Origin of the sequence: Flammeovirga yaeyamensis, assembly GCF_018736045.1 — a bacterium.
Classification (GTDB): domain Bacteria; phylum Bacteroidota; class Bacteroidia; order Cytophagales; family Flammeovirgaceae; genus Flammeovirga; species Flammeovirga yaeyamensis.
In genome coordinates this window covers 905,033-931,959 of sequence record NZ_CP076132.1, presented here as the reverse complement: position 1 = coordinate 931,959, position 26,927 = coordinate 905,033, and the positions used below count along the sequence as shown (strand labels likewise).

The 26,927-nt window shown below is 36.5% G+C and carries 16 protein-coding genes; 6 read left to right on the top strand and 10 right to left on the bottom strand.

Translation table 11 applies throughout. The features are described from left to right. Positions 1-85: 85 nt before the first annotated feature. From KMW28_RS03570 to KMW28_RS03540, 7 genes are all read right to left on the bottom strand, one after another. Entirely contained in the window at positions 86-787 is a 702-nt protein-coding gene (locus tag KMW28_RS03570; protein WP_169666490.1) for a hypothetical protein, read from the bottom strand. A 681-nt stretch (positions 788-1,468) separates the two neighbouring features. Next, positions 1,469-1,807 (bottom strand): DUF2149 domain-containing protein, encoded by a 339-nt coding sequence (locus KMW28_RS03565; RefSeq protein WP_169666488.1) that lies wholly within the window; start codon positions 1,805-1,807, stop codon positions 1,469-1,471. Next, complete coding sequence (locus KMW28_RS03560; RefSeq protein ID WP_169666486.1) at positions 1,776-2,381, bottom strand: MotA/TolQ/ExbB proton channel family protein; 606 nt, start codon at positions 2,379-2,381, stop codon at positions 1,776-1,778. Before KMW28_RS03560 ends, KMW28_RS03565 begins: the two co-directional genes overlap by 32 nt. Further along, on the bottom strand, positions 2,365-3,000 hold the full coding sequence (locus KMW28_RS03555; protein WP_169666484.1) for a hypothetical protein: 636 nt from the start codon (positions 2,998-3,000) through the stop codon (positions 2,365-2,367). Before KMW28_RS03555 ends, KMW28_RS03560 begins: the two co-directional genes overlap by 17 nt. Before the next feature lie 32 nt (positions 3,001-3,032). Continuing rightward, positions 3,033-7,241 (bottom strand): cobaltochelatase subunit CobN, encoded by a 4,209-nt coding sequence (locus tag KMW28_RS03550; protein ID WP_169666483.1) that lies wholly within the window; start codon positions 7,239-7,241, stop codon positions 3,033-3,035. 129 nt (positions 7,242-7,370) lie between these two features. Further along, positions 7,371-8,453, bottom strand: a complete 1,083-nt coding sequence (locus KMW28_RS03545; RefSeq protein WP_169666481.1) for an HmuY family protein — start codon at positions 8,451-8,453, stop codon at positions 7,371-7,373. Between the two features lie 11 nt (positions 8,454-8,464). After that, positions 8,465-10,780 (bottom strand): TonB-dependent receptor plug domain-containing protein, encoded by a 2,316-nt coding sequence (locus KMW28_RS03540; protein ID WP_169666479.1) that lies wholly within the window; start codon positions 10,778-10,780, stop codon positions 8,465-8,467. Positions 10,781-11,277: 497 nt separating this feature from the next. On the opposite strand from KMW28_RS03540, the gene KMW28_RS03535 reads away from it, so the two are divergent. From KMW28_RS03535 to KMW28_RS03510, 6 genes are all read left to right on the top strand, one after another. Beyond that, a complete protein-coding gene (locus tag KMW28_RS03535) occupies positions 11,278-12,267 on the top strand; it encodes a zinc-binding dehydrogenase (protein WP_169666477.1) in 990 nt (329 codons plus the stop codon). 368 nt (positions 12,268-12,635) lie between these two features. Then, positions 12,636-13,271, top strand: a complete 636-nt coding sequence (locus KMW28_RS03530) for a class I SAM-dependent methyltransferase (RefSeq protein WP_205958232.1) — start codon at positions 12,636-12,638, stop codon at positions 13,269-13,271. A gap of 299 nt (positions 13,272-13,570) precedes the next feature. Then, a complete protein-coding gene (locus tag KMW28_RS03525) occupies positions 13,571-15,916 on the top strand; it encodes a TonB-dependent receptor (protein WP_169666475.1) in 2,346 nt (781 codons plus the stop codon). A gap of 164 nt (positions 15,917-16,080) precedes the next feature. Continuing rightward, positions 16,081-17,382, top strand: a complete 1,302-nt coding sequence (locus KMW28_RS03520) for an AAA family ATPase (RefSeq protein WP_169666474.1) — start codon at positions 16,081-16,083, stop codon at positions 17,380-17,382. After that, complete coding sequence (locus tag KMW28_RS03515) at positions 17,382-18,629, top strand: tetratricopeptide repeat protein (RefSeq protein ID WP_169666472.1); 1,248 nt, start codon at positions 17,382-17,384, stop codon at positions 18,627-18,629. Before KMW28_RS03520 ends, KMW28_RS03515 begins: the two co-directional genes overlap by 1 nt. A gap of 701 nt (positions 18,630-19,330) precedes the next feature. After that, positions 19,331-20,047, top strand: coding sequence for a FadR/GntR family transcriptional regulator (locus KMW28_RS03510; protein WP_066210131.1), 717 nt, complete (start codon positions 19,331-19,333; stop codon positions 20,045-20,047). 223 nt (positions 20,048-20,270) lie between these two features. Here the strand turns inward: KMW28_RS03510 and KMW28_RS28645 are convergent, their stop codons facing one another. The 3 genes from KMW28_RS28645 to KMW28_RS03495 all read right to left on the bottom strand — a co-directional run bounded on the left by KMW28_RS28645 (position 20,271) and on the right by KMW28_RS03495 (position 26,916). Continuing rightward, complete coding sequence (locus tag KMW28_RS28645; RefSeq protein ID WP_169666469.1) at positions 20,271-24,122, bottom strand: fibronectin type III domain-containing protein; 3,852 nt, start codon at positions 24,120-24,122, stop codon at positions 20,271-20,273. 21 nt (positions 24,123-24,143) lie between these two features. Then, positions 24,144-25,478, bottom strand: a complete 1,335-nt coding sequence (locus KMW28_RS03500; protein WP_169666468.1) for a polysaccharide lyase family 7 protein — start codon at positions 25,476-25,478, stop codon at positions 24,144-24,146. A 70-nt stretch (positions 25,479-25,548) separates the two neighbouring features. Next, positions 25,549-26,916, bottom strand: a complete 1,368-nt coding sequence (locus tag KMW28_RS03495; protein WP_169666467.1) for a RagB/SusD family nutrient uptake outer membrane protein — start codon at positions 26,914-26,916, stop codon at positions 25,549-25,551. Between the last annotated feature and the right edge of the window lie 11 nt (positions 26,917-26,927).

Genomic DNA, 26,927 nt, shown 5'->3' with positions numbered 1-26,927 from the left:
TTAGTTTGTTTTTGATTAGTGAATAATTAGTTGGATAAATATAGATCTATTTATTTCATAGTCAAAGAAATAACTCTTACGAAATTTATATCTTAAATTTCTTTTTCTTGAGATAGTATGCTAAACCAATCCCAAGCATACCCAATATAACACCTGGAATAGTGGTCTCCAGTGGCCTACTTTGACTACCTAAAACTGCATAAATGAGAATAGCTCCAAAGATAGAAATTGAAAAATTCATTAAGTACTGTCCTTTCTTTAACTCATTTTTTCGAAGTCTATTTTCTCTTTTTATCCTTAAAGCTATATCGTAGGGAATACCTTCTTTTACATCAATTAGATGCTTTAAAAAGCAATTTTTAAATGTTGATGGTTTTTTAAATAATAAAAAGAATGCTCGAACACCTGAATAATAACTTTGAAGTAGAACTTCGTTTCCATCTATCTTTAATAAATAATCTTCAGTATATCGAAAACCTATCATCTGAAATTTATATAAAGTATTCGTCACCTTATTTTGATGTACATCATATAATTCTTTTGTGACTCTTTGCATCACTTCAAGTAACTCTTCTCTGCTGATATCTAATGAAATTCTTTCAAAGGCTAATGCTTTTCGAACTCTAAAATATGCTAGTATTAATAATACTATTCCAAAGGGAAATATCAATTCTTCCAAATACCTTGATAACGGTAAACAGATGAATAGTATCGGTAATAGAGCTTCGACATAAATAAAGTTTGATGCTTTGTTTTGGTTTAGTATTTCCACAGAATCTTGGCTCATATTCTTATTTGACCTCTACTTTCGCTTTAAGTTCTTGATTTGTGATACTAATTACTTGTATTTGGATGGGTTTTACAAGGAGGATTGGGGATTATTATTCTGATGTTTGGGTTGGGGAGTGTATAGATACTGGGTGGGAGCTTCATACACTGATAGAGCTAGAGGGGTTGCACCTCCTCCTTGGGGAGAATGAGTTGATTTTGGGTTAGTTCATATAGAGATTTTATGGAAGAAGTTAAGATTTTAGGTTGAGAAGACGGAGAGTTTACACCGCCTCCTTTGGATATGGATATTCCAAGCTATTCTTCGATGCTGCTTGATTATAATTTCAATAATTGATTTTGGTTTTTAGGGTATCCGACTCGGGATTTGTCCTATTCCATTGCCTTTTTGTACAATTCGAGTCAGTTTATGGATAGTTTTATTATTATTACAACATAGACTTTAGCCCTTTTGCAAATAGTAAACGAGGTCGGGAGACCTCTAACGTTTATAGGCACAAATGTCGCTATCGCTTAACATTTGCGCAAGGCGGGCATAACCTCTTACTTCTTACCTTCAAAAAAGCATCCCCAGGATTAAAATCCTGGGCTTTTGATACTCTCATTACATCCGACTCTCTTCCAAAAAAACGAGCGTTAACTTAGCACCTACTACCTGCTACCTACTACCTATTTAAAATTAGTCTTCAATATAAATCACCTCCCCGCTTTCCAACTGATACGCCGTACCAATCTTCTTGCCTTTGTCTCCAGATTCTTTTTTATCTTGGTTTTCTGAGGGTTTATATTTCGTAATTTCTTTTCCTTTCTTGGTGATGATTTCCATCTGTTCCTTTCCAGGATTTTTTACGATGGTGAAGTCTTCGTCGGTGAAGAATTCTTGCATGTTGAAGCGGGTTACTAATGCAATCATGAGGGCGACGGCGAAGACCATGGCAACATCAAATAGATTGGCTACTGATGCTACCGGATCGATATCGTCTTCGTTATTTAAGAACGGGTTGTTTCTTCTTCTCATTTTCTTCTTGCATTAAATCAACAATAAAAACTAAGGTAGCGTAGTCTTCGGCAAACCATCTTTGTTGGAAGTTCTGAAGGACAAATCCGATCCCTCCGATGATTAATCCGACTACAGTAGTGGCGAAGGCCATTTGCATATTGTTGGCCATCGAAGCTATATCGCCAGAAGATAAACCGACTAAGGCTGGTCCCATAGGAATAAGTGTTCCCATTAGTCCGACTACCGGTCCCATCTTGGCTAAGTTCTTTAGGATACTTAATGATTTTCTCCCTTTGGCTTCGAATTCTGCCACTACTCGCTCTCTTCTTACTAAAGAGTCTTGGAATGTGAACAACTCTTTGATGCTAGACATCAAGATAGAATTTGATTCGAATTCGGGCTGAACCAATGATAATTTTAATTGATCTATATAAGGTTTTATCACCTTCTTTTGTCGTACTCTCTGAATAAATGCCTGATAGTTTTCTCCTAATTTCACAAGAGATACGACAAACATAACGATAAGGGCAACGACGGTTGGAAACATCAATCCTGATGAGATCCAAAACAATATTTTATTTACGTAATCCATAACTTTTTCTAAGTGATATTAAGAATCCTACCAACGCGAATCCTAAGAATAATAATAGGACGATGAGTGAGGATTGTACATCAAATGATGCGTTTACGCTGTTTTCTAATTTTTGTGGGTTGATTAAAGTCGAGATCAATAACAATTGAAGTATACTAAATACCGTTACGATCACCGATTTTAATTTATTGATTGATTTGTGATTTCTGAACAAAAAGTAAGTACCCACTCCAATAAGCATTAAGCTGATGGCATAGGTGATACTTACTGCCTTAAAACTCCAACCATGTACGGCATCAAAGACTAAAATTTCTATCAATAGAATAGCACAAATAGAGGTGGGTCTTGGCACAAAGGCGAATAATTGATGTACTTTTTGAATGATGCTATTGGACGAAAATCGTGAGAAAAGAATTCCTAAACCCATTTCGATGATCAGAAAGGAGAAGAACATCAATACCCATTGTTCGCTCATCATTTCCTGAAACCAATGGCTTTTACTCTGACTAATAATTGTGTTAAACGACAGTAATGCTACGGCACTGATCATAAAATATCTAATGACCAACGGCAGCGGTCGAAACTGCCATCGGTCTACAATCATTAGAATAAAACTCATGGAAAGTATTAAAAAGAAAACCCCTTCCATAATTATTTTTGTTTATAGTAAATGCCTATTAAAAGAAGAAGTAAAGCAAGGACTCCTAAAGTGATTCCGATCTCGGTCGTGGTTAAACCTTCTTCGATTTCCACTGAGTTATCCACAGTTTCTTCTTGAATCACTTCTTTTTCAAGTTGAATGCTCTTCTTTTCTTTCACATCAGTGGGCTGATTTGTTGGCAACTCTCTGATTTTTGCAATTTGCTGTTGATAACTTTCTTTCAATTGTTGATTGCTAGAGTTTTCCACTATAAAATCTTTCAATTTGATGTTATCACACACAAACTCGCTACAGCCAGCATTGTGCTTGTCAATCATTTCTTGATGCACATCGATCAACTTCTCAATTTGTTCTTTGCTTGCTTTCCAATAGCCTTTGCGAATGGTTTCCAACATCACTGCAGTCACTTCTTCTAAGGCATATGGATTTTCTCTTTCAAAGAACTCCTGTGTTTTTAAGTTGTATTTATCTTCTACCAATACTTCCATTAAATCATCCCAAAGGTGATTATCAATTTCTTTGGGTTTCATAACGTTCCAACCGTAGGTATTTCTAATGGTTTCGGCTACGTTTTCGGCACTTGTTGCACCTTCTTTCATCATTCCTTTTAGGTATTTAGGATTCAGTAAAGTGGAACGTGCTTCGACCATCAAGGCTTCTTTTACACCTTGGATCTTTACGTTATTGGCATTTCTGTAATCGTTAAAATAAGCATCCGGATCTTTACCTGTAGTGTGTCTTACGGCCATACTTAATCCACCCATAAATTCGTAGACGTGGTCTAAACTTAAACCACCCCACGTATTACTTTGCCTTGGCTGAACCACTACGTCTGTATTTTGAAGGGCTGCCTCGAAAATACCTTCGGCAAATTCTCCCCAGTCTTCTTCTCCATAAACCGCACCCATGTTATTGATGTAAGTCGTGGCAACCTCAGCTTCCGATTCCCAACGATCTCCTTTTTCGACCAATCCCATGATGTTCGTTCCGTAGTTTCCATTTACTCCACCAAAGACTCTATCGGCTGCAAAACGTTGTGCTTTTTGTGGCGACATTCCTTTTTCTTTTAAGTAACGTTCGGCATCAGCTACACCTGCTTTTACATAGTTCTCTACGATTTCATCTGCATTGGCTGCCAATTTCACGGCCTTATTGATCAAGAACATTCTCGAAGCGGCCAAGTCTCTAAACTGACCTGCGGTTTGTACCACGACATCCACTCTTGGGCGATCCAATTCTTCTGATGGAATCAATTGCACATCCATCACTTTTCCATAAGGACCGCGAACGGGTTCTACGCCTAATAGGTAAAGAATTTCGGCAAAAGTGGCGCCTTCTGTTTCTATAAAACTACTTGCCCAAAGGGTAAAGCTGACTTTCTTTGGATACTCTCCATTCTTTTCAAAATGATGATCCAATAGTTTTTTTCCTAAAGATTTACCCAACTCCCACGACTCTTTCGATGGAGTGGCTTCGGCATCGATAGAATACAAGTTTCTACCTGTTGGCACAGCATAAGCATTCGCAATTGGATCTCCTCCTGAGGTAGGTAAAATGTGTCCACCTTTCACTCCGTTCACCAACGATAATTGTTCTTGTTTTGTACTGATCTTTAAATTCTCTTTTGATTTCAAAAGGTTTTCCAATCCCACAAAAACGTTTTGCACATTTTGGGTATAAAGCATTTTCTTTCTTGCTATCGCCCCTTTCTTTTGTGCTTCAGCTCTTTGTTTTAATAGCTCCTCTTTCGGAATTTCTAATTTCTTTTTGACTTGCGATGCACCACTTTTTCCATCTACTTTTTTCTTCTGATGTTTCTTCGCGTGTGCTTTTGCTATCGCCTCTTCTTTCTTCCAACCCTCGATCTTAGCCAATCTTTCTTTGCTAATCATCTGATTTTGGGCCTGAGTTAAAGTGACTCTGCTCGTCAATAATTTTTTCAAAATACTTTTTGATGGTTGACGATAATGCTTATCAAAATAACGAGCATCTTCCGCTTGTTTCTGATCAATTTTACCATCTGCCACATCCAATTGTGCTAAGCTGTAAGCAATCGGATCCAACGACATCAATAATGATGTTTCGTTCAGTTGCTTTTCGGTATAAGGTCTGCCTAAACTGTACAATCCGTTGGCTACTTTTGAGTTGCCAATTTCCTCTACATATTGAGAGATCGCAAATAAAGAAGAATCGCTTACCTCACCAGAAAAATCCAGCTGTAAGTCTTCATCAATCTTCATTTTTTTCGCCAGATCAATTGCCGACTTTTTATATTTCGCTTTCAAGTTAGCGTTCTCTACGCTGTAGAATTTATCTAACTTTTCTTCCAAACTTTTCAACTCATTGTGTACTTCACCTTCAGTAAAAGGAGCCGTTAAGTGAGTCACCGTAGTGGCATAACTTCTACGCTTGGCAATAATACCTTCTCCAATATTACTGATAGTGTACACATAGAAATGCGGGGTGCTTCCAATCAAGGCATCACTCCAATCATTCGAAGATAAACCAACTTGTTTTCCCGGTGTAAACTCTAAACTACCGTGGGTACCAAAGTGAATAATGGCATCGGCTTTGAAATCGTTCTTCGTCCACAAATACGACGCAATGTAGGGATGAGGAGGGGCTGCTTTCGCTCCATGTACTAACTTGAAGCTATCGTCACCTAGTCCGGGCATAGGTTGAGGCAACATGACTACATTACCGAAATCCAATCTAGAGACAGCAATGTAGGCATTGTCTTTCTCTTTCACCGATAGATATTCGCCAGGTGCATCACCAAATTTCTTTACTACTTCTCCATAAGCACTTTTTGTTAAGTCCTTGGAAGTCCATTGTTGGTAACTAGCCGTATCGACCAAAACAGGATCTGCTGTTTTCACAAAATCATTAAACTTCCCTTTGGCGTAAGGTCCCAATACCAATCCGTTTTTCTGAATTAGTTCGTGAAAAGCTTTCTGATCTTTTGGCATATTGTCCACTTTAAATCCTTGTGCTTTTAGCATCTTCAAGGTATTATAAAGTGATTGTTCTACTTCTAAATTCGAAGCGACCATGGCGTTCATACCAGGTCCTTTGAAATAATAAATCGCTATTTTCTGTTCCGATTTTGGCTTCTTTTTGATGTTGACATAGTTCTTACACATGTCTGCCAATCGGTCGATTCTTTCTGGAATTCCTTTAAACTTTAGGAAGCCAGATTCGTCTTTCATTTCTACTGCAAAAGCGTATGGAGCAACAGCACCGTCCAATTCTGGTAGGACCACGTTCATGCTCAACATTCCTCCAGACATACCTTTCTGAGAGTTTTCCCAATCTTCTTTCTTTTGGAAAATACTCAAAGGCGACAACACCGGAATATTGTGTTCTTCCAACCATTTCCCTACGTCTTCTCTAGAGTGCCCTGCCAAACGACCATGCGGCAAATAGACGACAAGATCCGGAGCAGTTTCTTTCATCATCGCCACTCTATTCTTGTGAGAAGTGATGGTAATGACATTCAGTCCTCTTTGGAACAATGCTTTTTGAAGATCGAAAATATGATCCGGGTTGGCATTGAACGGTCCCGGTACACTCGTTAAAAGTGCCACCGTCGGCTGACCATCCACATAGGTTTTATTCTTCTTCTGATCATCAATTACTTTGTCCAACTCAGTAAATGCTTTTGTGGTACCCATGCTTAAATAGGCATCTTCAGGGATAATCTCCGGTGATTTCACTTCTGGGAGGAACCACGCTTTCTTATCAATATTTACTCTAGAGAAGTTTAATAATTGATGATAGTTTTCTTCGCCTCCATTATCCATGTAGGCATCAATTTCTATTTTGGACAAAGAATCGACATTACTTAGCATATTGTAATCATCATTTCCTGATGCATACACATATACTTTCGTTCCCATATGTCCTGCTTTCATTAAGGCTCTTTGTTCATCGGCAGATAGTGATAACCCTCGACCAAATAGGTAAATCACGTCATAGCTCGATGCCTTATCGATGTTCTTTTTTGAAAGAGAATTGATTTCTATCCAATCGTTATCGTTTACTTTGTTGATTTTTGATAACTGAAATTCGGAGAAATCAATAAATGCGATTTGCGTTACACTCACTTGAGTGGCATAATACAGATACACCAAAAGCATCCCTAATAAGATGCCTGCTGATGATAGTATTTTCTTTTTATTCGCTTTGATGAATTTCATTCTAATGAGATTGTTTGGTGTTTAGTCTATAGTAAAAGGATCTAAGTAAATTATCAGTTTATCCTATTGATTAAACTAAAGAACGACGGAGAAAATCCCCGCCGCTCAGAGTAAAATCTATACTACATTCTAATTATCTTGAATCAATTGATATTCAAATGTCGGATAGCCATTTTGACCATCTTTAGAATAAGTAAGGAATCTTAATTTGTAATTATTTCCTTCCTCATCGTTTACTACAAATGTGATATGGCTATATACTTTGTACACTCCATCTCTATGTGGAGTCTGAATATGGAACCACTCTTTTCCGATTAAATTACCTTGAGTAGTCATTTCTAAATCACCAACTGTAGAAGGAGTGATTTCTTCGAAATTACTGTCCTCAATAGTTAATAAGTTGATTTCGTGTTCTGGATCATCGTTTGGCTCTAAATCAGGATAGTTCGATGTTTTAGCACCTTTAACTGAACCATTTTGGTTGATGATAACCGAAGCATTTAATCTCATGATATCACAGTTGATACCTGGCATTGCTGCATCACCCATTGTAAAACACGGAGCACCTGTTCTAACAGTCACTGGCTTTAAAACGATGTCCCAATTGGCAGGCTCTACTTCATTCACTTTATTCTCGATCATAGAGAAGTACACAAAACCACTACCTTTTTCTACTGTAGTTGTTTGCTCATTTTCACCATTCAAGTCAGCAAATTTGATCACTGCTTGTGAAGAAGAATTTTCAGAAATGATGAACTTTTTAAAACCTAATGATTTTCCTAAACCATCGATACCTAAATCTAAGATATAAGGTGTATTCAACTCAAAACCGTTTTTGTTCCAAGCTGTTAACGTCTTGTCAGCCGATTCATCGTCGTAGTACAACTGAAGACCTTGTGCACTTTCTTCATTGATAGCATCGAAATCAGTTTCTACGGGCATAGCTAATGCTACTTTTTTGCCTGAGTTGGAAATGATTGTTCCGTTTTGATCAAATGCTACTTCCCAAGTGTTTACTTCAGATGTAACTGTTTCACCAGTGTTTAAATCAACATAAACTTCATGCGAAAGTTGACCTGTTAACTCTGCTGTAATGATTTTGCTATCCACATTATCATCTGGAATAGTTGTGTTAGTGTCATCATCATTATTACAAGAGAATAATGATAAAAGTAAAAGGCTGCTGAAGATTGTTGTGTTAAATAACTTCATTATGGATAATATTAAAATTGATAACCTAGTTTTATAAATAATTGCGTACCGTAGTCAATAGGTCTCTCGCCTGTTCCGATACGTGATAAAATGCCTTTAGAACCGTCTCCGTAAATGTTCACCTTCGTTACATTCAATAAGTTTTTAGCACCAGCTGTTACCAATAGTTTTCGATTAAAAAATGGCTTAGTAGCTGTTAAATCCAGTAAACTGTAGGAATCTAATGTTTGTGTTCCTACTGTTCCATCCGCCTCTTTAGCAAACTCTGCATAAGGACTATTGAACTTATAGAAAAGGTTGATTCTTGTATCGTATTTACGAATTAAATAGCTTGTTCTAAGTGTAATTTCATAGCTATTAAAGAACTGATCTGAAGCTTCTGAACCTGATCTTGCCAAGAATGAAAATCCAGGATCAATCGTTAATCTTGATTGATATTCTGATGCCAAATTGATAGAAAAACCTGTCGACACAAACTCTTCGATGTTATCATATGTTCTCACTACAGGAGTGTTTTCTGGAACATCAGGAGGCAATAGTGAACGGTCCATTTCCATCATTTCGATCTTATTTTTTATGTTATTATAAAAGACCGATGTATTTACAGAGTATCTCCATTCCCCAACATTCTTTGAATAAGTAGTTTGGAAATTTATGTTATCTCCAACCTCTGGAGTAAGATCAGGATTACCAACGATATAATGATTTTGATCTTGCATATGATAGAACATTTCCCTCATAGACGGGACTCTGTATCCTTTACCATAGCTCAATCTATATTGCCAATTCTCTGATGGTTTGTACAATAAATTAAAGGAGGGAACCAATGGTATATCGGTACCTAAAAACTGTACTGCTCCATTATGGAAATAAGTATTATAGGTATATCTAAATGCGGTTTGAAATGCCCATTCATTAGAAATTTGCCACTTGTAAGCCGTGTAAGCAGAATACTCATCGTAGCCATCTGCAGAACCCGATTCTACACGACCTCCCGCTGCTCTATTTACATTGGCTTCATAACCTACCACCCAAGTCGAATTGTGAGCTCCAATTTCTGACAACACATAACTTCCTCTAAAAGTAGCTGTCATAAAAGAAGTAGTATCATGGTCAGATTCGGTTTTACTTAACCACTCCATATTGTAGTCTAAATCTCTTACAAACTTTTGGGTTTGTTGTTCGTAATACGAGATGCCGTTCATAAATTGCAGCTGACTTCTATGATTTAGTTTAGCATCGATATTTACTCCTCCATTAATTCTATGAGTGGTAAATTCGTTATCTCTTGCCATTTGACTCACTTTATTGATTTGTGAGTTTAATCCTAATTGAGATTCTCCTAATCCTTGTGCTTGTTCATAAAATTGTTGATAGAAACCTGAAACAGCTACATTTTTAATCTGTTGCTTCACTCTCATGTTTCCATAATATTGAGTATTTGGTCGCCAAAATTTTCCTCTTTTATTGGGATCTAAGTCATACCCTAAAAACTGATTTCGTCCCCCACTTAATGATAAAGAAGTATTTTCCCATCCTTTTCTTAGGCTAGCATCTACATTAAATTTACCTACTGTTTCTGCATAGGTGTTGACTCCTCCTCTCCAAGGTTCGTTCATTAATGGCTTCTTCGTAATCAAATTAACTGTTCCAGCTAAAGCATTACTTCCGTATTGAACAGACAATGGACCTTCGACTACTTCGATTCTTTCAATATCATTTAAATTCAATTGGTTTAAATCGATATCATCTCCACTTCCACTCACTAACGGTAAACCATCCATTAAGATTTTGACATTCACGCCAGATAATCCGTTAAGGATAATTCTACTACCTAAAACGTTATCATGAATTACTTTTATGTTTTGCTGTTGTTGTAAAAGGTCGCTCATGTTTACAGCACCTCTCGCCTCTACTTCGTCTACACCAATTCTTTTTACATTATACAATGATTGGTTTGCTTTTGTTGGGACAAAACCTCCCGTTACAACAACCTCATCTAACTCATCAATTTTCTCGTGTAAATGGAATATATAACTTTTATTGGGCTTGATAGTTACAATCAGATCTTCAAAACCCAAGGCATGAATCATTACAACAGTTTCCTTTCGAAACGAATTTAATATCTCTCCTTTTATAGATGTAGTACCAATTAACGTATTATCTTCTACCACTGAGATAGATACCGCTTGTAAAGGCTGATTACCTTCATCAGTTACTATGATTTTATTTTTTACTTGCGAATAACCATTAAAGGAGAACGCTAAAAAACCAATTATTGCAACGTATAGTAAATTACAATTATCAGGTAAATATTTATTAAGCATTAAATAAATGATTTAAAGTTCAGCTAAATGCGACAATGTCGCATATTTATGTTATTGATGTTTAATCTGAGTTTATAGTTTTATTTCACGCTTAGCTGAAATTGTTTATGAAATGAATAACTTTTAGAATGCATGCAAAGATAGTAAAGTATATTACATTTATGCAACACAGTCGCAAATAAAAGATAATAAGAGATCTTTTTATCTAAAGCATGTGGATAAGAGGAGCAGATATTTAAAATTCAGTAGTAAACAAGGTCGGGAGACCTCTAACGTTTATAGGCACAAATGACGCTATCGCTTAACATCTGCGCCAGGAGAGCCTTACCTTTTACCTCTTACTTCTTACCTAAAATGAAAAACATCCCCATGAATAAATTCATGGGCTTTTGATACTCTCCCTCTTAGTTCCTTAGTTTCTTACTTCCTTAGTTTTCCCATCTTGCATCTCACATTATCATCTACTATATTTCTCGCTGAAAAAACATAACCCTATAATGAAAGCCATAACTTATCAATTTGAAACAGATCAGTTTCATTTAAATGAGATTGATATTCCTGAGATTGGGAAAAACGAAATTCTAGTTAAAGTAAAAGCCTGTGGTATTAACCCTGTAGATGCGAAAATTAAATTTTGGAAAGGAGCAATTCCTGAACCTGTCCCCTCTCCTTATGTCGTCGGTTTAGACGTTGTTGGTGAAGTGGTTAAAATGGGAAAAAAGGTAAAAGGTTTTGCTAAAGGGGATGAGGTGTTCTATCATGGAAATATGTTTAAACCTCATGGTGGTTTAGCAGAATATGCAGTTCACGACTACCGTACAGTTTTCCACAAACCTTATAGTTTAAAAAATAAAGCAGCTGCTGCTGCTCCTTGTGCTGGATGGACGGCTTGGAGAGCATTGGTGGAAAAACTAAAGGTGAACGAAGGTGATAAGGTGCTAATTATTGGTGCTGCCGGTGGTGTTGGATCTTATGCCGTTCAAATAGCCAAACATGTTTGCAAAGCCAAAAAAGTGATTGCCGTAGCTTCTTCTCAAAAGCACGATTATTTAAAAAGCTTAGGTGCTGATGAGGTGATCGATTACAAAAACACTGATGTAGTCGCTAAAGTAAAAGAACTGACCAAGGGCAAAGGGGTTTCTAAATCTTTCGACTGTGTAGGTGATGATAACGATATTATTGCGGCAAACTCTTTAACCTTTAATGGTGAAATGCTGGAACTCGTTGGTGTGGTTCGCCCAGATAAATACGATAATGTATTTTCTAAAAACATCACTTTTCATCAATTGGCTTTGGGGGCTGCTCATGGTTTTGATAAAAACAGCTTAAATACCATCATCGATGCTGCGAATGGTTTAACGGATGCAATGTTGAACGGGAAAGTCAAAACTCCTCAATTAATTACTGTCGATTTTGAGGGGGCAATAGAGACATTAAACTCAATTCTTGATCGTAAAATCACAGGGAAGGTCGTGCTGAAGATCTGATTTTGTAGAATTGTCAAAAAATAGCCGAAATTATACTTTACTTTAATTTCGGCTATTTTTTTAACTATACCTATTTATAATTATAGAGGAATATCTACTTTAGTTTAATTTTTCATTTAGAAGGATTGATGCTAGATCACGTTGGATTTTCCTCAGGTTGAAAAAATAATTATACCTATCATGATATATATATATATACCCCAGGTTGAAACCTGGGGGTGGAAATAATTATACCTATTGAGACTGAAGTCTCAATAGATTTGGACGAGTCTTACCTCTTACCTTATACTCCTTCTTTCTCTTTCATTTTCAAATCAGTAAAAGTTATGTTAACTTAATTTATACTTAAAAAAAACTAATCTCTTCTTATGCAGGAACTCAAAAATATGCTAATGCCTTTTGCTCGCCCTTTTCTTCAGGAAATGAAGATCAGACAATTTAAAAGTGATGTCAAACAACGAAAAAAAAGTAATCAACCTTTAAAGGTGGTCATCGGTAGTGAGAATATTTTTGATGATGGTTGGCTCCCAACAGACATCTATATCATTGATCTTTTAGAAGAACGTACTTGGAAAAAATTCTTTGATGAAAACGATATCGATCTTCTATTAGCAGAGCATGTTTGGGAGCATCTCACTTTAGAACAAGGTAAAATTGCTGCTAAGAATTGCTACAAGTTTTTAAAGAAAGGTGGGAATATACGTTTAGCCGTTCCGGATGGTTATCATCAAGATGAGGATTATATTGACTATGTAAAACCTGGTGGACATGGCATCGGTTCAGACGATCATAAAGTTTTATACAACTACAAACTCTTTCAATCCATTTTTGAGGAAGCTGGTTTTCAAGTCAAATTATTAGAATATTTTGATGAAGAAAAAGAGTTTCAATGTTGTGATTGGGATACTCAGAATGGGACGATCAACCGTTCTATTCGATTTGATTCTCGGAATGTCAATAATGAACCAAAATATACTAGTATTATTATTGATGCCGTGAAGTAAGAAATATACCTTTTGAGACTATGTGTACCAACCCAGGTTAAAACCTGGGGGTGGAAATAAATATACCTATCGAGACTAAAGTCTCAATAGGTTTGGACGAGCTTTACCTATTATTTATTACTTATTATCTATTAGTTAAAACGAGCGTCAACTCAGCAAACTCCTACCTCCTAGTTCCTAACTCCTAACTTTCTTTTTTCATCAAAATAAAATTTATTCCACCTTAGAATAGGGGTCACCCCTCCCTTCCGTGTCATCATCATGTAAAGCAAAATTTAACTCTCTAAAAAATTAGAAACATGATGAAAATAACTATTCGCTCATTTCTGCTATGCATGCTTACTATTCAAGCTTTTGGACAAGATTTAACTCAGGTAATTCGTGGACAAGTAATTGATGCTACATCAAAAACTCCCCTCCCTTTTGCTACAGTTATGGTTACTTCTGTGGATACTCCTTTAGGCGTTGTATCTGATGAAAATGGAAAGTTTAGAATAGAAAATATACCTGTTGGGCGACATGATTTAAAAATCTCACTGATGGGATTTGAGACGTCGTTCGAGAATAATCTAATGCTTACTTCAGCTAAAGAATTAGTGCTTACTATTTCTTTAAAAGAAAGTGTTACAGAAATGGATGAAGTGGTGATTAAAGCAACCAACGGAAATGGGGAACCGCTAAACGAAATGGTAAGCGTCAGTGGACATTCATTTACGGTGGAACAAACGGAACGTTTGGCTGTTTTTGATGACCCCGCCCGATTAGTGGCTTCGTATGCGGGTGTGACTACCGGAAGTTTAGACGAGAACGGTGTGGTGATTCGAGGAAACGCTCCCAAAGGTGTTTTATGGCGATTGGAAGGTGTAGAAATTCCCAATCCCAATCACTTTGGTGGATTAAGTTCTTTTGGTGGTGGTGCAATTTCGGCTCTAAGTGGATTAATGTTGGGCGATTCTGATTTCCTCACCGGAGCCTTCCCTGCCGAGTACGGTAACGCTATGTCCGGAGTATTTGATATGCAATTCAGAAATGGGAATAACGAGACCCATGAACACGCAGTGCAATTGGGTGTAATGGGATTGGATATTTCGTCGGAAGGACCGTTTTCAAAGAAGAACAATGCTTCTTATTTATTCAATTATCGTTACTCTACTTTGGCTCTGCTCAAGCCTTTATTACCTGTAGAAAACAGTGTTCCTACCTATCAGGATCTAAGTTTTAAAATCAATGTACCCACCAAAAAAGCCGGTGTATTCTCTCTTTGGGGATTGGGATTAATCGATGATATCAATGCTCAAGCTTTTCAAGATACCACCAAATGGGAATCAAAATACGACCGTAATAATGAGTTAGGTACCTTTAGAACTGGCGTGATTGGTTTGACGCATAATTATTCATTCAGCAATAAAACCTTCTTGAAAACTTCGGTTGTTGGATCACAAGAATATAAAAGATATGAATCCGAAGAACTTGATTTTAATTTAACCCCTTATCCTTCATCAGATATGTATGTTGAAAACAATAAGTGGACGGTTTCATCAGTTTTACAACATAAGTTTAGTGCCTCTCATTTCAACCGCACTGGAGTGATATTCAATCAGCTAGATTATCATTCTAAATTACGTTTTGATCCTGACTTCAAAGATCCTCTTTTTGATTATGTCGACGAATCAAGCGACATCAATACAGTACAGTTTTTTACCCAATCGCAATTCGATTTAACCTCACAATTAAAGCTTAGCGTAGGTATACATTCTCAGTATGTCAACTTTAATAATGAGCTCACTTTCGAGCCAAGAGGTAGTCTTAAATATCAGATGAATCCGATGCACTCTTTAGGTGTCGCTTATGGCAAACATTCTAAGGTGGAACCTCTTCCTTTGTACTTTTCAAAAGTGGAAGAAAACGGAGTAATATCTCAACCGAATACCTCTTTGCCATTATCAAAAGCACATCATTTTGTAGTGTCTTACGGATGGCAACTAAATGATAAATTACGATTGGATATTGAACCTTATATGCAATTCCTTTATGATATTCCAGTTACTCCCGACAGTTCTTATTCGGCCATAAATATTGATGCACAATGGTTATATGAAGATCGATTAGTGGGTACGGGAACAGGTAAAAACTATGGGGTAGACATCACTTTATCTCGATCGTTATCAGATGGTTATTACTACATGTTCACTAGTTCAATTTTCGATTCTAAATATAAAGGAGGTGATGGAATTGAGCGTAATACACGTTACAATCGAGGATTTGTCATCAATGCTATTTATGGTAAAGAATGGGTGATGGGAAAGAACAATAATAAGATTCTAGGACTAAGTGGACGATTCAATTTCATTGGAGGAAAATATGCTACTCCGGTTAATGTTGAGGAGAGTATTGATGAGCAGGATATCGTCTATGATGAATCAAATATTTATTCTATAAAGCAAGATCCGAATTATCGTTTGGACATCTCGTTCTATTGGAAAATCAATAAGAAAAAACACTCGGGCACTTGGAAATTTCAGTTGCTGAACGCTTTAGGAAGTATGGACCAATATGGGTATTTGTACAACTATAAAACCGATCAAATAGAAAAAGATCAAGCACAAGTGATTATTCCAAGTATTGCTTATAAAGTGGAATTTTAGTTTTTGTAAATAGATCTTTTAAGTATACCTACTTCTTGCCCACGATTAAAATCGTGGGTTTTTTATTGATGATTTTTACTCACACAAAAGTGGGAGTAAAATTTGGAAACAGATTAGTGTTTTCAATTTTTATGAGTAACTTTCAATAACAAAAAACTAGATATATGAGCAACGATATTATTAAGGGATTGGAAGACGCCTTAGCCAACAGTCCCTCGAATATCCAACTAAGAAAACTATTAGCGGATACTTTACTTGATCACAATAAATATGAGGAAGCATGCCTACACTATCAAATGATCATCCCTCATGCCGATCAGTTTCCTGATATTTTATACAAATATTCTATCGCTTATTACCATACCAACCGTATTGATATGGCCATTGTGATGTTAGAAGAATTTGTAGAGAAAAATCCAACAGATTTGGATGCCTTGGTGTTATTATCAAAAAGCTTTATTAAAGAGAATAACATCTCTGCGGCTATCGATGTGTATCAAAAAGTGCAAGCTATCGATCCCAATTTTTCTGATGAGGAATTAGATAAACATCTAAAAGTGAGCGATAACGCTTTGGATGAAATCAATTCAATTTTAGAAGAACCAACAAAAGCATCGGTTACTTTTAAAGATGTTGGAGGGATGCAGAAGGTGAAAAAGGAGATTGATTTGAAGATCATCAAACCTTTACAAAATGCTGATCTATATAAAGCTTATGGTAAGAAAGTCGGTGGAGGTATTCTATTGTACGGCCCTCCGGGTTGCGGAAAAACCTTTATTGCCAAAGCTACAGCAGGAGAAGTAAACGCTAAATTTATTCACGTTAGTCTAAATGATATTTTAGATATGTGGATGGGAAATAGCGAAAAGAACCTTCACGAAGTATTCGAAAATGCTCGTCAAAATACGCCATGTGTTTTATTCTTTGATGAAATCGATGCATTAGGAGCCAACCGTTCCAACTTTAAAAATACGGGTGGTAGAAATGTAATCAATCAGTTTCTTCAAGAACTGGATGGAGCAGAAAATGATAACGATGGCGTACTAATTTTAGGGGCTACCAATACACCTTGGCACCTTGATCCCGCTTTCAGAAGACCTGGTCGTTTTGATCGTATTATCTTTATCCCACCTCCAGATACAGAGGCAAGAGAAGAAATTCTGAAGTTAAAATTAGACGGAAAACCAATTGGGGATATCGATTACACTAAAGTAGCAAAGAAGACCGAAGAGTATTCTGGTGCCGATATGGAGGCAATTATTGATATTGCCATAGAAAAGAAATTGGAAGCTTCTTTTGAAGACGGCATTCCAAAACCAATAGAAACAAAAGACCTTGTTCAAGGAGCTAAATCTCATGCACCAACTACTAAAGAGTGGTTTACCTCGGCTAGAAATTATGCCTTATTTTCGAATGCAGCAGGTATTTATGATGATGTATTGGACTACTTAAAAATTAAAAAATAATGGAAAGCGAACTGACCTTCTTACGGGCTAAAACTCTTTTTGATCATGGTAAATACCAAGAAGCTGAAAAAGAGCTTCAAATTCTGATGGGGCAAACGCCTGATGATATTTTCCTGATCTTACTCTATGCAGAAACACTCATTCAGTTAGATAAAACAGAAGAAGCTATCCAAATTATAAATCACGGTCTAAGCATAGAAAGTGATTCTGATTTGTTGCTATACACTTTAGCAAAATGTCAGCTGATAGTATCAAAAGATAAGGAGGCTAGAAAATCTATTCAGGCAGCCATAGAATACAACCCGGAAGATGCCGATTATTTTGCACTTTTGGCCAAGATTCATTTATCAGAAAAAGACTATCAAGAGAGCTATGATGCCGCTAATCAGGCCTTAGCTTTTGATGCTGAAAATTCATTGGCTTTGAATGTAAAATCTACAGCTTCCATCAAGTTGGGATTAAAAGAAGAGATGACTCAAACGATTGAAGATAATCTTCATAAAAATCCAAATGATAGTCATACTCACGCCATTGTAGCCATGAATCTCCTGGAAGCTAAGGAGTATAAAAAGGCACTTAGACATGCCGAAGAGGCGATGATGATCAATCCCAATGATGAGTTAGCACAGTGGGTAATTTTAGAATCATTACGCTGTAAGTATTTCATTTACAAGATCTTTTTCGCTTTTCAAACTTGGTTAGGTAACCTCAAAGGTGGACAACAATGGCTGTTCATTATCGGGTTTTATTTTGGTGCAAAATACCTAGGAAAATTTAGTGCAGACCATCCTGAGTATGCTCCATACATCGATCCTGTTATTTATATATTGGCACTTTTTGCCTTCTCCACTTGGATCATTCAACCGTTATCCAACATGATATTATCCGTTAACCGGTACGGCAAATTCTTGCTTTCTGATCAAGAAAAACGGGTAGCAAAAATCAGTTTATTCCTCATTACAACAGGATTAATATCCCTTGTTATTAGCCTTTTTGTTAAAGCAGAAGTATGGCTAAGTATAGGTATTTTTGCTCTTCTAATGATGATTCCAACAAGTCGATATTACGACAATATCAAAGGAAATTGGCTCATGATTATTGGCCTTGTCATCATTATTGGACTTGGACTAATGAATATCATTATTGGAGCGATGGTTAATGTTGGCTTCTCAAAATACACTGTTTACTTTATCTATAGTATTGTTGCTTTCCAGTTTGGAGCGAACTTTTTATCGACGAAAAAATAGGAAAGGGAGCAAAGTTAACGCTCGTTTTAACTGAGAAACTAAAGAACTAAGAAACTAAGGGTCTACTACTTTTTTAAATTGAAAAAGTAGTAGACCCTTATTCTTTTTATAAAAACGTAATTCCAATTTTTCACTACTCGTGCTCGACGTTGTGAGGAGCGTAAATTCAATACTTGCTACCTGCTACCTAAAACGAGGTCGGGAGACCTCTAACGTTTATGGGCACAAATGTCGCTATCGCTTAACATTTGCGCCATTAATCTCCCCCTAACCTATTACTTCCTTTCTTAGTTCCTTAGTTCCTTAGTTCCTTAGTTCAAAAAAATCACTTTTCACTTGCTCTTTGGTCTACCAACCCCATTTCAATTCTCTCATTTTATATTTCATTTTCAAATAAATATTTAGCAAAATTAAATAATTAAAATACAACATATTAAATGGTTTTAAAGCAATTTTTTATTATTTTTGTATATAAGTAATCTTATCCATTAAAGTGTGCTTTGTACTATTAAATACTTCTTTTTATATAATATTGCATACTTTTGATATCTAGCAAAACACAAACATTTTCTTCAATTATAGAAAGTTAATTCATAAACCAATTGTTAGGCTATTTTTCAATAGAAGTGATTAGAATTACTTCATAAAATTTATCTTATTATTGAGAACTACTCGTTAACCAACGACTAAAAATATTAAAAATGGAATTTGAAATGGAGAAAATACAGGTGGAGAAACCATCTAGTATTATTATTCGAAAACTAAAAGAGATGATTGAGGTAGGTGTATTAAAACCTAACGATACGTTACCTCCTGAAAGAAAACTGAGTGAACAATTTGGTGTCGGAAGAAGTCATGTGAGAGAGGCCCTAAAGAAAATGGAATTCTTTGGTTTACTTAAAACACAACCGCAAAGTGGTACTGTAGTGGTCGGTCTTGGTGCAAAAGCATTAGAAGGACTTATTACAAATATCTTAGAAATTGATAATAACGATTTCTTCTCTCTAATTGAAACTCGTATTCTTTTAGAAGTAAAAATTGCTGGTCTTGCGGCACAAAGAAGAGAGGATGCAGATTTAGAATTTGTAGAAAAAGCCCTTGAAGAGTACGAAAGAGCAGTTTTAAACAATACGGATGATATCTCTGAAAAGGATTTCATGTTCCACCTTTCTTTGAGTAGATGTTCTAAAAACTCAACATTAAAGAGTTTATTAATGACGATCACTCCAGATATTCTAAATCACTTCGAAAGAGAGCGTGTTTGTTCTAAAGAAAGTAGATTAGAAGCGGTAAACGAACATAGAGCATTGTTCAATGCGATTAAAGACGGAAACGAATTCAAGGCACAAAAGATTATGGAAGGTCACTTGAATCCAATTCTTGAATCGGCGAAGAAAAAATACAATTCGATTTACTAATCGATAAAAATATAAATCATAAAAAAGGATCAGTTAAACTAACTGATCCTTTTTTTATAGGTAAATGCTATTAAAAGTATTTCAAAAAAATAATTTTACATCAAGTAGTACTACTTAATAATAAAACCTGTCTGAAACCTTTCGATCTCAGACAGTTTTTTTGTCGGTTTCTTATTGTTACCCCAAGTAATTGATATCACTTGGGGATCTTAGTCTCTATTGATTAGAAGCAAAGTAATTTTGCTGATTCCTTGTTGCCATTTCTATCAATTGCAACAAGAATATATGTTCCTTTTGGTAGATCTACTTTTACTTTTTGAGCGGTGCCTGAAACGATCGTCTGACCAGTCAAGTTGTAAATTTGATACGATACCTCTGAAGTAAACTCGATGTTGATATCACTTACCGCTGGGTTAGGATACACTTTTGAGATTAACGATACTCTCAAGTTATCATCAGCTGATAATGGACGATCGGCAGTTTTTTCCGTGTGAATTTCTGATTCTTCTGACAAGTGACCTGCGCCATCTTCTGCTCGAACCATCATTTCGTAAGTTACACCCATATCCAAACCTTGAACACTGTAAGAGAATGTACCGCCATTCAATTGAGCAACCATTCTGAAATCGCTTTCACCTTGTGCTCTTAAGAAGACATAGTATCCTTCGATTCCGTTTAAAGAGTTCGATGGTCTCCATGATAAAGTAAATGATTCGTGAGTCACCAATGAAGTTGCAAGATCATCAACTTTACTCGGACGATCCGTTAACTCATCGTCTTTATCTCTTGTAGTGATTTCTAAAGGATCAGATTTTTCTGAAACGTTACCCGCAGCATCATAAGCTTCCACTTCGAAAGTATATTTTGTCGATACATTCAATCCAACTACTTTATATGATGTAGCTGTTGTTGTTTGGATCTTAATACCGTCTTGGTAGATGTTGTAACCCAATACACCAACGTTATCTGTAGAGGCAGTCCAGCTTAAAGCAACATTAGTACCTTGAACATCGATAGCAGCGAAGTCCATTGGTTTTGATGGTGCTTCAAAATCAGGTTGACTTTCAGGAGATACACCCGCGAATCTTGTAGGAAGTGAGAAACTAATTGCTGATTTCGAACTACCTGTTCTAAATAAGTGACCAATTTGAACGGTTACCGTTTTTGGACTTGCCAATTGATCATAAGGAATTTTAATGAAGTTATCCTTAATTTCTACTTCTGACTGTCCTTCTACTCTTACTTTATAAGTGAAATCAGGTGTGTTGTAACCTTCACCATAGATATTCATCTCATGATCATACAATACATGTTGCAATACTGGAGTATCCCATGATACAGTTACAGAAGAACCATCGTTATCTTGAATAAATACTCTCGGTCTGTTCATGATTGGCACATATTCTTGTGTTCTTGTAAACATGAACTTCGCGATTTTAATATCAGGATAAGCTTTAAAGATTTCAATAGTATTTAACTGTCCGTCTTTTGCAATTGATTGAACATTGTAACCAATTTGCACCCATTGCCAGTGACCTTCTGCTTCTTCTGATACTCTAGATCCAAAATCAATACCGTATTCTCCAGCTGTTCGAGCTGCTGCACAAATACCATTCACATCAGCATAGACAGTACCTGAGTGCTTCTGACCTTGATTAATCAAAGCCCAAATATATCTACTTGATGAAGCATCAACATCTGCTAAGTTATAAGTAAGACTAGGAGATTCACCTCTATCTGCTGATACTTTATTAGCGTTAGTTGTTGTATCTGTATTCGCTAAGTACACATATCTACCTACTTCCGGATCCGCACCAACTAACCATCTTTCTCCTTCGAATGCCCCTGTACCTGCATGATTAAAATCGAAGTCAGTCGCATCCCAAGAATAGATTCTATCTTCATCTGCCTGAATAATGATACCTGTACCATTGCCATCACCAGGATTACCTGCTTCAGCAGTAGTTACTGTAATTGCATCAGAAGCATCAGATTCGTTACCTGCTGCATCGTATGCTCTTACTGTAAATGTATATTCAGTTTCAGCAGTTAAACCTGTTACTTCCATTTCATTGGTAGAAGCAGTTGCTGCCAAATCAGTACCGTTTTGTGTTACTTTATAACCTGCAACAGCAATATTATCTGTAGAAGCAGTCCATGTTAATTTCACAGAAGTAGCAGTTACGTCAGAAGAAGCTAAATCTGTTGGTTTAGTTGGAGCCTCTGTGTCTTCATTACCACCTGGTTGAGAGTTTTTGTCTACAGTGATATCACCTTCTAATGAGTAAGTCATATGTGTAGAAGATGAATTCTTTTTGAACTCATGACCTACTTCAACAGTGACTACTTGAGGAGTTTCTAAATCTGTAGCAGCAATTTCGATATTTCTTGTAGTGATGTCATCACCAATTACTGTATCTCCTAATTTTACTCTATAAACAAATGCTTTGTTAGTAAAGATATTATCACCATTATCATATAGATCACCAGTTAAAGTTGGTTCATCCCATCCGATCGTTACTTTAGTACCGTCATTTGCCGTTACTCTTGGCTCAGGAGTATCAATAATTAAGTTGATATCTTGTTGAGGCGTGAAAGCAATTTTAGCGATTTTGATATTCGGTCTTGCTTTAAAAAACTCAATCAAGTTATCACCTGCTTTTACAACACTGCTGTTTGCTTGATTATTGATCAAGATCCACTGCCATTGACCAGCCATCTCTTCTGAAATTCTTGAACGAGCAGCTGAACCATATTCATTTTCAGCTCTTTTATCCAAGTCCAATCCATTCATGTTCGCCCAAACACGACCACCATCTTTAGAACCTTCATTAACCAATGCCCATACAAAACCTGTTTTAGCTTCAGGCATATTGATTTTATACACTAATGATGGAGAAATATATCTTTCTGCTGAAGTTTCGTTTCTGTTATCAGAAGTTGTGTTCTCTAAGTACATGTATTTACCTTGAACAGGGTCGTTTCCAACTAACCATTGCTCACCATCAAAAGCTGCAGTACCTGCTTTGCTTTCTAAGTATTTTGTCGCTTGGAACATATACACGCCATTTGCATCTGCTGTGTGTGCTTCGTCTTGTTGCTCGCCTTCTGTATCACCTCCGTTATCACCACCATTACCTGCATCATTAGAATTAAAGGTAAATTCAGCAACAGCAGACTTACCAAGAATATCACTACTACTCGATTTTCTAGTAAATTGAGCTAATTGTACTGCAATTGTGTTATCACCATCTTGCAAATCTGATTTATTGATCGTGATTGAATTCTCTGTATGCTTTTCTGTTGCATCTACAGTTGGTTCTTCAGTGATTGCGTTACCGTTTAAAGACACTAAATAAGATGGATTGAAAGCTCTCTCCGTATTATTATCTTGCTCCATTACGAAACCAGTCTTTGATGCCACAGACCAAGTAATTGTCATTGTAGATGCATCATTAGAAGCAACCGCAAAATTTGTTGCTGCATCCAATACAGGGAATACATCCTCAGATTTTGCTAGTAATACACGACCTATTTGTAAATCACTTCTGTAGTGATAGATTCTAAATACATTAGTACCTTCCAACAATAGGTCTTTTACATTGTTTCCTAAACGTACCCATTGCCACCCGTCTGAATCAATTCTTGATCTTAATTCAGCATATTCGGTATCATTTCTTTTATCAATACATTTACCATTCACTGAAGCAAAGAAACGACCTGTAGAAGTTGTTGGCGTTTTTAATAAAACCCAAACATAACGACTTTGGCCTGCTTCTGAAGTAAATTCATACGATACAGAAGATCCATAATTTGCAGAAAATGGATGATCTGCATTACTCGATAAGTTTTCGTTTGTTGTTGCTAATACAGTACCATATGGAGCTGATGCGTCCGAAGTTACTGTCCATGGAGTGTTGCCTGCATAATTACCAGCACCATCATGTGCTGTGTAATCTTTGGAAATATCTATATAAACATTCCCGTCGCTATCAGGTGCGTTTTGAGCAAATAGGTTACCTACCGACAGCACAGTAAGTATAAATGCCCCAAACAAATAGTTTAAAGTTTTCATATTCATTTACCTTATACCTTTTTAATAAGTTTCTTTTAATTCTATAGATTGAACTGCCACCTCTGCATAAGCATCATTTGGCTCGTCTTGATCATATTCTGGTTTTACTTGAGAGAGGAATTTTGTGGATTGTGTATAGCAACCCACTTTAAAATATCCTGTTTGATCTACAGAAGTATAAGTTTTGTTGTAACGTTGTCCGTTTTCTAAGTTTCTGATATTAACAGTAATATCCCCCTTATCAACAATCACTTCTACTTCTAGACGATCTCCCATTTTGTATTCAATATTTGTTCGTTCTTTAAAATTCTCGTTGTAAACGATGTGTAATCCCCAAGGGGTAGACGAACGTGTACTTTCCGAGTATTGCACTCTCAGTGGTTCATCCTGAGGCCCGTGGATCTGTACCATGGAAACCTCTGGCTTGACCACCGGTAAGTGTGTTACTCTTAATACCGTTTTTAAATATTGATACTGTTGAACACTCCAATAATTGTCTCCACCTCCAACACGTTGTCTTAACTCGCAACGTGGGTAGTAAGAACCTCTAGTGGTTGTTCCTGCACAATGTCCTTTAAATAATACTTCGTTATTTTCTGCGTGGAAGTAAGGAAACCATTCGTAATCGACTAAATCACCATCTTTGATTTCTAGTGGATTTCTATTTCTCAATTCCGGATCAGTAACATATCTGTTATCATTTCCATCTGCGTCTACTGGAAGAGTTACTTTCCATTGTACTAATGATGGGATAACATCCGTAGGTTTCTGATCGGCATCTGGCACTTCGCCTTCTTTGTATTCTTCAATAGCAAAATCGTCGAAACGTCCTTCTTGAGCATAGAATCTACCTCCAATAGTGACCAAAGAATCTGATGATGTAAATCGAACAGAAGACTTCGAATACTCATCTGTAGTTACTGATGAGATCACTTCACTTTCATCACTTAGCTTTACAAATAGTGTAAGTCCACCTTTTACATAAAGTGATAGTTGGTATTCCACACCTGGCGTTACACGAATCACTTGAGATAATTGATCACCTTCTGATGTCACTTTAGCGGCTCTATCGCCAGAATTGACATTACTTTCTCCTGTAGAATTATTCACCGTACCCTCATGATCCCAATCTGGGAAACTTTGTTTCTCCAAGCTTGGGTCAATAATAGTCAACAATTCGAGTTCGGGTTCTTCTTCCGGAGTTTCGTTTTCATCTTGATCCTGATCTGGATCAGGGTTCGATGGCACTTCCTCATCTGGTTTAGAAGTAATCTCGTCCTCCTCTTTATCGTTGGTACAGTTCACTAGACTGAACAGTAGAAAAAGGAAACCAATTATTTTAAAAGTCTTACTCATGTAAAGCGAATTGAAAATAACTTTGCCATGGGATAGACTAAAGCCTATCCCATTGGGGAAAAAATATTGATTAGTAACCAGGGTTTTGTTGTAACACCCCTTTACTTGTATCCAATTCTCTTTGAGGAATTGGAAGTAATAAGTGGCGTTTATCAAAACGTAAACCTTGATCTCTCATGAAGTTGGTAATTGTAGCTTCCAAATCACCTGTTCTTTCTAAGTCGAACCAACGTTGGTTTTCGTAAAGGAATTCTTTACGACGCTCGTTCGCTAATGTAGGCTTCGTGATGTTTTCTAAAGCATCCAAACCTGCTCTTGCTCTTACTTGGTTAAAGTAATCTAAAGCAACTGCATCGTTTGTTTGGAAGTTGTCGCCAATTACAGCTTCAACATAAAGTAATAGCACGTCAGTATATCTAATCAAGACATAATCGTTACCAGCTAGTCTAATATTATTGGCTTGTGTTACAAATTTACCACAGCCTTTACGTACACCTCTTTGATCGATAATATTGGCAGTATATCTTAAATCCTCTCCGCTAACACCTGGCTGAGACTCATATAAATTGATCATATTATCTGTAGCATAGTTATGCGAACCTTGCTCGAATAAGAAGTAATATGAGAATTCTTGAGAGTTTTCTGTGTTATCATCAATGAATTGGATTGGGAAAATAATTTCGCTACCTAATTCTTGATAGAAAATAGTACGGTAGTCAGGAGTAAGTGAGAATTGACCAGTATTAATCACATTCTCTAACATAGTTTTTGCTTCATCATATCTTTTAAATTGTAAAAGATATTTTGCCAACATTGTTTCTGCAGATTCTTTGTTTGCTCTTCCTAAAGGAATTTGCGCTGTTGTTGGTAAGTTCTCTGCAGCAAAAGTTAAATCAGATTCAACTAAAGCATACACTTCATCAGGAGCGGCTTGCTTGTAACCTTCCGTATCTCCTTCTTTTACAATTCTATCTGCTAATGGCACATGACCAAATAAACGAACTGCATTGAAATGTAAGTAACCACGAACAAATTTAGCTTCTGCTTCAAATTGTTGTTTTTTAGCAGGATCTACCACGTTATCGATGTTCGCTAACACCAAGTTACAACGATAGATCGTCATGTATAACTGTTTCCAGTAGTTGGCAACTACAGAGTTTGTTGTAAGAATAGTAAATGTCTCGAACTGTGCCCAGTCACCTACACCACTACGTGTACCTGCGTTGTCAGTTCTCATTTCTAAAATCGCATACTCTTGTTGTACTACTTCTTGTAAACCTGAGTAGATACCGATTACGGCAGTCTCTACTTCGTCGTCGTTTTTCAAGTAGTTATCAACAGCTACTTCCGAGTAAGGATATTCTGTCAAGAAGCTATCACAAGCAGTAAAGCTCATCAATAGTAAGACAGTGAATATATATTTAATTGAAGTTTTCATTTCTAAAGTGA

Coding starts and splice junctions, on each gene's coding strand:
- KMW28_RS03570 (WP_169666490.1), bottom strand. CDS start 787: ATGAGCCAAGATTCTGTGGAAATACTAAACCAAAACAAAGCATCAAAC.
- KMW28_RS03565 (WP_169666488.1), bottom strand. CDS start 1,807: ATGAGAAGAAGAAACAACCCGTTCTTAAATAACGAAGACGATATCGAT.
- KMW28_RS03560 (WP_169666486.1), bottom strand. CDS start 2,381: ATGGATTACGTAAATAAAATATTGTTTTGGATCTCATCAGGATTGATG.
- KMW28_RS03555 (WP_169666484.1), bottom strand. CDS start 3,000: ATGAGTTTTATTCTAATGATTGTAGACCGATGGCAGTTTCGACCGCTG.
- KMW28_RS03550 (WP_169666483.1), bottom strand. CDS start 7,241: ATGAAATTCATCAAAGCGAATAAAAAGAAAATACTATCATCAGCAGGC.
- KMW28_RS03545 (WP_169666481.1), bottom strand. CDS start 8,453: ATGAAGTTATTTAACACAACAATCTTCAGCAGCCTTTTACTTTTATCA.
- KMW28_RS03540 (WP_169666479.1), bottom strand. CDS start 10,780: ATGCTTAATAAATATTTACCTGATAATTGTAATTTACTATACGTTGCA.
- KMW28_RS03535 (WP_169666477.1), top strand. CDS start 11,278: ATGAAAGCCATAACTTATCAATTTGAAACAGATCAGTTTCATTTAAAT.
- KMW28_RS03530 (WP_205958232.1), top strand. CDS start 12,636: ATGCAGGAACTCAAAAATATGCTAATGCCTTTTGCTCGCCCTTTTCTT.
- KMW28_RS03525 (WP_169666475.1), top strand. CDS start 13,571: ATGATGAAAATAACTATTCGCTCATTTCTGCTATGCATGCTTACTATT.
- KMW28_RS03520 (WP_169666474.1), top strand. CDS start 16,081: ATGAGCAACGATATTATTAAGGGATTGGAAGACGCCTTAGCCAACAGT.
- KMW28_RS03515 (WP_169666472.1), top strand. CDS start 17,382: ATGGAAAGCGAACTGACCTTCTTACGGGCTAAAACTCTTTTTGATCAT.
- KMW28_RS03510 (WP_066210131.1), top strand. CDS start 19,331: ATGGAATTTGAAATGGAGAAAATACAGGTGGAGAAACCATCTAGTATT.
- KMW28_RS28645 (WP_169666469.1), bottom strand. CDS start 24,122: ATGAAAACTTTAAACTATTTGTTTGGGGCATTTATACTTACTGTGCTG.
- KMW28_RS03500 (WP_169666468.1), bottom strand. CDS start 25,478: ATGAGTAAGACTTTTAAAATAATTGGTTTCCTTTTTCTACTGTTCAGT.
- KMW28_RS03495 (WP_169666467.1), bottom strand. CDS start 26,916: ATGAAAACTTCAATTAAATATATATTCACTGTCTTACTATTGATGAGC.